Source organism: Psychromonas sp. (assembly GCF_983033635.1).
Window position 1 is genome coordinate 1 of the sequence record NZ_CEZLMY010000171.1, and the last position, 7,607, is coordinate 7,607.

The following is a 7,607-nucleotide window of genomic DNA, read 5'->3' on the forward strand; positions in this document are numbered from 1 at the left end:
AATTGATGCAGTTATTTTTCTATTTATCTTTGAGGTTATTTTATTATGAAGTCAAACACTTCCGTGTTGCTTTCTGTCGCAGTTGCGATTTTAGGTTATATCGTTATTTCAGTATCAGGTATAACAATCCCTGGCGAATTATCATTTGCAATTGGCGCTTTGGCAAGTGGCCTTACAATCCAATTTATCCGCACCAAAAAGTCTACCGGCTCAAGCAGTGAAGCAAGTGATAGTGATTTTGCTACCACAACACTTTATGTAGGTAACTTACCTTACCGCGCAAACGAGATGGCTATCCGCACTCTTTTCTCTGAACACGGTAAAGTACTTTCTGTTCGTTTAATGAAGGACAAACATACGGGAAAACGCCGTGGTTTTGGTTTTGTTGAGATGCCAGAGAAAGACGCAGCAAATGCAATTAATGCATTAAATGAACAAGAGTTCCAAGAACGTTCATTAAAAGTACGTGAAGCAAACGAACGCGCACCACGCCCAGAGGACAATGAAGAAGCTTAAATTTTAAGTTAAGCCTCTACTATAAACGCCCTGCTGGGCGTTTTTTTATGCCTGTTAAAAAGCCCCGTTATACAAATATTTAAACTAAACTAAACTAAACTGAAACATATACCCAAACAATCCCTATTACCCAGTCATCCAGCGTAAAAAACGCTTTGAAACCAGCCGATAAGGAGCTAGTTATGCATTTAGATGGCAGTGTTTTGATTCTAATATTTGTGGTGTTATCACTATTGCTTGGTGCGTTGGTAAAATCCCTGCCCAAAGTCCTCACTTCACCTTACAGTGTTGTTTTGCTGCTTGCCGGGTTAAGCATAGGTTTATACAGTCGCACGGCGCACATGGAGGAAAACTTACCGGAACTGAGTTTGGCATTAGCAGAGCTCGCACAGGTCGATCCACACCTGATATTACTGCTATTTTTACCGACCCTTATTTTTGAATCTGCATTTGCCATGGAAACCCACCTGTTTTCACGTATGGTCAGCCAGATAGCCATCCTGGCCGTACCGGGGTTAATACTCACTACCATTTTAACAGCAGCTTTAGCTCATTATTTTTTCCCTTGGCAATGGTCATGGACAGTGTGCTTTTTATTTGGCGCATTAATTAGTGCTACCGATCCGGTTGCTGTTGTTTCATTACTTAAAGAGGTCAGTTCGCGTAAACGCTTAGAAACCTTAATAGAAGGTGAATCCTTGTTGAATGACGGCACTGCAATCGTTTTATTCACCCTCTTTTACAGCCTGTTAAGCTTAGGAGGAGAGCCTAGTTTTGATGCGCTAGCTATTTCGGGCAGTTTTTTATCGGTGGTTTTATTCGGTTTGATTATCGGTTTAGCGGTCGGTGCTATTGTTTTATTATGGATCGGACGTTTATTTAATCAACCAACCATTGAAATAACTCTGACTATTTCAGCTGCTTATATTGCCTATTTTATTGCCGAGAATATTTTCCATGTTTCCGGCGTGGTAGCCGTTGTTGCATTAGGTTTATTACTTGCCAGTGTTGGACGCACCCGAATATCACCAGAGGTTGCTGATTTTCTACATCATTTCTGGCAGATGATGGCGCATATAGCAAATACTTTAATCTTTATTTTGGTTGGTATAATTATCGCTTCACGCATTCGTTTAGATGTGCAGGAATGGTGGATAACCTTAGGCGGATTGTATATCGGTATTCAACTGATTCGCGCATTTTCAGTGTTCGCGTTTATGCCGCTATTAAAACGTATCGGCATTGGCATCAATAGAGCAAAAGCAATTGTGCTGGTGTGGGGCGGTTTGCGGGGCGCGGTCTCTTTAGCATTGGCATTAATCATCGCCCAGGATACTATGCTACCCAAAGAGCTCGGCGATCAGGTGCTGTTTTTAACTGCAGGTATTGTGGTACTGACTATCGTTATTAATTCCAGCACTATGACCATGGTTTTAAGATATTTAGGATTAGATAAACTGCCACCAGCCAAACAAGCAAGCTTAGAGAAAGCGCAATTCAGCGTTAAACAACGTCTCTTAAACGAATTACCTTTATTGCAACAGAATGAATTTTTACAGCGCGCTAATTGGTCCTGTTTAACTCAACCGCTCAATAAGATACACAAGCCAAGTGAAGTGCCGAGCTCAACGCAAATACAAGATACTGATTTACGTATCGCCTTTAGTCGGCGTTTATTAGAAACAGAACGACAATTTTACTGGTCACAATTCAAGCAAGGGGCATTAACTGGGACTGCCACTAAACAATTAGTTAATGCGGTGGAAGTGGCATTAGATGGTGATCCGGAAATATCGCCGCGTAATACCTTATTTGAGTTTTGGAAAACGCCAAGTTATATACGCTGGTTTAATCATGTTCCTTTTTTGAATCGAATAATTGTGCGCTTATCCTTTGAACGGTTAGCACTTAGTTACGATACCGCCCGTGGTTTTATTCAAGCGCAGGAAGAGATAGAAAAATATGTGCCATCTTTATCCCCCTCGGATCAAGATGCTAAAGCTGCAATAAGTGATATCGCGTTAAACAAACAACATACACGCCTGCATATTCAAGAACTTCGTGACAATTTTCCGGAGCTTTCTTACAGCTTAGAGACCCATTCAGCGCATCGTTTAATGCTTAATTTAGAGAGAGTTTATCTTGATGATTTAATCAACGAGGGAGTCTTAGATGAAAGTGAAGCTAATATACTGACCAAAGAGATCGAGCATAAATTAGCGAACCTGCATCCAATGCCGCATAGTATTAGCGCAAAAGAGATCAGCAAACAACTGAGATCAATGCCCTGGTCAAAAGGCATTAAAGATAGAAGTATCGCTTTATTAGGCAAACTGGCAAAACGGCAAATATATAACAGTGGTGAACTAATCTATCGTCAAAATAGGCATACATCATCCATTGCCGTGGTTATGCATGGCAAGGTAGATCTCGTTTGTGTATCAAGAGAAGAGATAGTCGAATCAGGAGAAATAATTGGCATTTATGCGTTTTTAACTGGCCGCTATAAAAACAGTGCAAAAGCAATTACGCCTGTTGAGTTAATCTGGTTAGATATTAATAAACTGAAAAAAATTATCGCCAAAGATACTCATTTAGGTGAAATGTTTGCAGAGCATTTAGAACATGAAACCCATGAAACCCATCAATAAATCTCAACATCTTTAATTTAAAATAAAGGGGCAAATAGCTTGCTGTAGATAAGTGCTCAAGGGTCACCAGGCGCAAATTAATGGCTACCTTTATAGTTGCGCATGTGAGCAGTTATCCAGCCTAGTGCTCAGACTGGATAGTCTGGTGAGATATGTAAGGCGGCAGATTTAAATCGCCTCCTTTATTGTTTTTCTTAACCATTGATGAGCAGGGTTTTGAGTAAACTTCTTGCCCCATATCATGTAAAAATCAATGGGTTTAGTTGCAAAAGGAACTGCTAATACTTGTAAATCAAAAAGAGGAGCAAACTGTTCAGCATAACGCGAAATAGTTAAGCCAATAGCATCGGAATTTTTTACTGTTGCTAACATGCTCATCATTGATGACTGCTCCGTTAACATTTTTCGCTCAGGTAACCTTTCTAGTGAAATCAGTTCGAGTCCCGTTGAGTTTAAGCGCTTAAGCGTAAGAAAAACGTGTTTTTCATGCAGGTACTGCTCTTTTGACACACTTGCATTGATGCGGGGATGCCCCTTTCTCACCACACAAACGGCTTTATCAGAAATTATTTTTTCAAATTCCCAGCTACCTTCACTAGGTGGAGCTATATCAATTAAAAGATCTGCTTTTTCCAGTTCAAGTATACGAGCCATTTCCTCTGCATTACCGGAGCTTTCTTTAAAGGTAATGCTTAGAGATAAATGAGTTAAGATCTTCTGTACTGACGGGAGTAATGTTTGGATGATGTAGTCGGCGGTTATAACCTTAAATTCACGTTGAGACATTTCAGCATCAAAACCGGAAACACTCGATAACAGCTGATCTATCCTATTCATCGGATCTATTAAGTTTTTATAAAGATCTTGCGCTGCAGAGGTAGGCGCTATGCCTCGGCCTACTCGAATAAACAGAGGCTCTCCCACGACTTTTCTAAATCTTGTAATGGCATTACTCACCGAAGATTGATTCAGATTCAGCTCTTCTGCCGCTTGAGTAATGGAGCCTGTACGGCAAACCACCATAAAGACACTTAACAGATTTAAGTCAATATTTTTATCATTTCCCATCAGAAGCCCAATGCATTCACCAAATCAATATTACAACACGCTTTAGATTCATTTAAAAATAGTTTCGAGTATTTATACTGGCTTTATATCGAATAAGGACGCTTTAACCATATATTTAACTTGCGGAGAAATTTATGAAACTTATTAACAGATCACAACTAGCTACTATTATCTTAACCGGTATTGCTCTGATGGTTACGGTATCAAGCGTTAAGGCTGATGATTATAGCGGCTGGCGTATTGGTGGCGGATATGATGCAGTCTATAGCGCAGACTTGAGCGGTGTTGGCCATGGTATACGCTTTGAAGGCGGATATGAATTTAACCGCATAGTGGGCATCACAGTTGCTCAGTCATTTGTTGATGGCGGTACTGCCGGTAAGTACGATCATGACTACATTAACAGCTCGTCAGTAGCTGCGGAGTTTGGCTATACATGGAGCTTCTCTGGTTTTGATATGAAGCTTTATGACTCGATCGGTATTGCATACAGCAGCACTGATTCAACTTCTAACTCATCGTTTTACAGTAGAGCTGGTGTACGTTTTACGCTTGATAATGGCATCTACATAGATCCGTCAATTGCTATCCAAAACGTAGACGATCCATCGTGGGATGGTTGGCAAGAGGAGGCTATCACACTATCAATTACAGCTGGTTACAAGTTCTAATTAGTAACTACATTAAATCTGTTTTAAAGCTGGAATCGAAAAACACGGCTCATATAAAATGTGCTGTATCACTTAATCGGCTTCTTTTTAAACCAGTAGGGGATATCCAATGAAAAAATTAACAGCAACAATAATCGCGCTAGCAAGCGTCGCTTTAGGAGCTTGTTCAAGTACCCCCACAGCACAAGTAAGTACAACTGAACTATGTGGTTCATACCACGGCTTACACTCAGAGGCCGATGTGAAATTTAAACACAAAATGTCACGCGAAGAGTTAGGCCACGTCATTATTGATCGTGGCATAGAGCTACATTCTGAAATGTGTTTAGAAGCAGGTAAACTGACTCGTAAAGCTGAAAACGCTAAAATTATTGCAATACTACTTTGGTAGCAATATTAGCTCGATTAACAGGTTATTCTGCTAAATCAATTAGGAACGCAAACTCTCTGGCGATATCTTCAAAGTGTTTAAAACGCCCTGATTTACCGCCATGCCCTGCTTCCATATCAGTATATAAGAGCAACTGATTTTGGTCGGTTTTCAGTTCCCGTAATTTAGCTACCCACTTAGCAGGCTCCCAGTATTGTACTTGTGAGTCATGTAAGCCAGTGGTCACTAACATGTTTGGGTAGTCCTGCCCGACAACCTGGTCATAAGGGCTGTACGAAAGCATATAGTGATAATAATGTTCCTTATTAGGATTACCCCACTCATCATATTCTCCCGTAGTTAGCGGAATTGATTCATCTAACATAGTGGAAACGACATCCACAAACGGCACTGCAGCAACGATCCCTTTATAAAGTTCAGGTGCTTGGTTAATCACCGCCCCCATTAGCAGTCCACCAGCACTACCGCCCATCGCAAAGACCTTCTCTTTTGCGCCATAACCTAATTCGACAAGCGATTTGCTGACATCCACAAAATCATTAAAGGTATTTTGTTTTTTCAGTAGTTTACCCTCTTCATACCAGCTGCGGCCTAACTCTTCACCGCCACGAATATGAGCAACTGCATAAACAAAACCACGATCTAACAGGCTTAAATTTGACGAGCTAAAACCGATATCCAAACTATGTCCGTAGGAACCATAAGCGTAAATCAATATTGGATTTTGATGATTAAACAGCTCTTTGCGATAAACCAGTGAAACAGGCACCTTGATCCCATCACGCGCGGTAACCCAGACACGTTCACTTTGGTAATCTTCACTTGCAAACTCCCCCACCACCTGACTTTGTTTTAACAGCTTGGTTTCCCCCGTATCGAGATCTAACTCATAAACCGTTGCCGGCATAGTAAAGGAAGTATATTGATAGCGGAATTTTGAGGTGTCAGGTTCGGGATTGTAGTGACTGAAGACGGTATAAACAGGATCGTTAAAAGAGAGGGTTTTCGATTCCCCGGTTTTATGATTAATTTGACGTAATACAGGCAGTCCCGCTTGACGCTCTTCGACAATTAACCAGTCACGCATCAACTCATAACCTTCCAGCAATATATTTTCACGCGCTTCGATAATGGTTTCCCATAAATCGGCATTTTCATTGGTCAATGAATCAGAGGTTTTTAAGGCAAAGTTTTTGCCGCTGTTATTGGTGCGGATATAGAACTTATCTTGGAAATGATCGATGCTGTATTCATGATCGCCCTCTCGTGCTAAAAATGGGACAAACTGCCCTGTTGGCTTTGTCGCATCTAACACTAAACACTCAGAGGTAGTAGTGCTATCGATACAGATTACCAGATATTTTTCAGATCGCGTTTTATAAATATTGACATAAAATGTGTCATCTGACTCTTCATAAACCAGCAGATCATTTTCGATATTATCGCCTAATGTATGGCGGTAAACTTGGTAGGGTAATAATGTTTCAGGGTGTTTTTTAACATAAAAAATCGTTTTATTATCATTCGCCCAAACCACTGCCGACACATCTTCAATCACATCAGCCAGCTCTTCACCTGTCGATAAATCTTTAAAACGCAGGGTATATTGACGTCGACTGACAACATCTTCTGAAAAAGCCATCAGCATAGAATCAGTTGATAACGCCAAATCACCCAATTGGTAATAATTATGATTTTCTGCGCGTTCATTACAATCTAAAATAAGCTCTTCCGGCGCATCCATTGACCCTTTACGACGGCCATAAATGGTAAACTCTTTGCCTTGCTCATAACGCGACACATACCAAAATCCTTTTTTGAAATAAGGCACAGATTCAAGATCAGGCTCTTGACGCGCAACCATCTCGTTATACAGCTCAGTTTGCAGTCCAGCTAATGGCGCCATCTCTTGCTCAGTGAAGGCATTTTCTTGCTTTAGATAATCTAAAATCTCCGGCGTTTCTCGATTATCATCACGCAACCAGAAGTAATCATCACTACGTTGATGACCATGAATATCATGAATGTGACGTTTTTTTAAGGCGATAGGTGCTTCGAGTTTAGTTTTTGAATTCATGCTCAGCTCTGATAAATAGAAGATGTATAGATATATATACCCATGTTACTTCAAGATGCAAAATCAGCAAGTCAAATTGTACTTAGATGCTAGGCATAACATTGAAGTATAGTTGTTCTACATTGAGATTTTATAACGACGCAGATGAGTGCAATTTGGCTTGCCCTGCGGGGGCTCAGCTCGAAAAGCCCTCATGCAGTGCCTTATTCTGCTCTCCGAGCTGAGTCCTGATA

6 protein-coding genes are annotated in these 7,607 nt (G+C 40.7%); 4 read left to right on the forward strand and 2 right to left on the reverse strand.

What is annotated here, in order from left to right:
• Positions 1-45: 45 nt before the first annotated feature.
• Positions 46-516 (forward strand): RNA recognition motif domain-containing protein, encoded by a 471-nt coding sequence (locus AC4GME_RS15820; protein WP_490377309.1) that lies wholly within the window; start codon positions 46-48, stop codon positions 514-516.
• A 182-nt stretch (positions 517-698) separates the two neighbouring features.
• Complete coding sequence (locus AC4GME_RS15825; protein ID WP_490377308.1) at positions 699-3,167, forward strand: cation:proton antiporter domain-containing protein; 2,469 nt, start codon at positions 699-701, stop codon at positions 3,165-3,167.
• A 168-nt stretch (positions 3,168-3,335) separates the two neighbouring features.
• Here AC4GME_RS15825 and AC4GME_RS15830 read toward each other — a convergent pair whose 3' ends face one another.
• The gene (locus AC4GME_RS15830) at positions 3,336-4,235 is read right to left on the reverse strand and encodes a LysR family transcriptional regulator (RefSeq protein ID WP_490377307.1); all 900 of its coding nucleotides are present in this window, start codon (positions 4,233-4,235) and stop codon (positions 3,336-3,338) included.
• A gap of 134 nt (positions 4,236-4,369) precedes the next feature.
• On the opposite strand from AC4GME_RS15830, the gene AC4GME_RS15835 reads away from it, so the two are divergent.
• A complete protein-coding gene (locus tag AC4GME_RS15835) occupies positions 4,370-4,906 on the forward strand; it encodes an outer membrane beta-barrel protein (protein ID WP_490377306.1) in 537 nt (178 codons plus the stop codon).
• Positions 4,907-5,015: 109 nt separating this feature from the next.
• On the forward strand, positions 5,016-5,297 hold the full coding sequence (locus AC4GME_RS15840) for a hypothetical protein (RefSeq protein WP_490377305.1): 282 nt from the start codon (positions 5,016-5,018) through the stop codon (positions 5,295-5,297).
• A gap of 22 nt (positions 5,298-5,319) precedes the next feature.
• Here the strand turns inward: AC4GME_RS15840 and AC4GME_RS15845 are convergent, their stop codons facing one another.
• On the reverse strand, positions 5,320-7,374 hold the full coding sequence (locus tag AC4GME_RS15845) for a S9 family peptidase (protein ID WP_490377304.1): 2,055 nt from the start codon (positions 7,372-7,374) through the stop codon (positions 5,320-5,322).
• Positions 7,375-7,607: the final 233 nt, after the last annotated feature.

Coding starts and splice junctions, on each gene's coding strand:
- AC4GME_RS15820 (WP_490377309.1), top strand. CDS start 46: ATGAAGTCAAACACTTCCGTGTTGCTTTCTGTCGCAGTTGCGATTTTA.
- AC4GME_RS15825 (WP_490377308.1), top strand. CDS start 699: ATGCATTTAGATGGCAGTGTTTTGATTCTAATATTTGTGGTGTTATCA.
- AC4GME_RS15830 (WP_490377307.1), bottom strand. CDS start 4,235: ATGGGAAATGATAAAAATATTGACTTAAATCTGTTAAGTGTCTTTATG.
- AC4GME_RS15835 (WP_490377306.1), top strand. CDS start 4,370: ATGAAACTTATTAACAGATCACAACTAGCTACTATTATCTTAACCGGT.
- AC4GME_RS15840 (WP_490377305.1), top strand. CDS start 5,016: ATGAAAAAATTAACAGCAACAATAATCGCGCTAGCAAGCGTCGCTTTA.
- AC4GME_RS15845 (WP_490377304.1), bottom strand. CDS start 7,374: ATGAATTCAAAAACTAAACTCGAAGCACCTATCGCCTTAAAAAAACGT.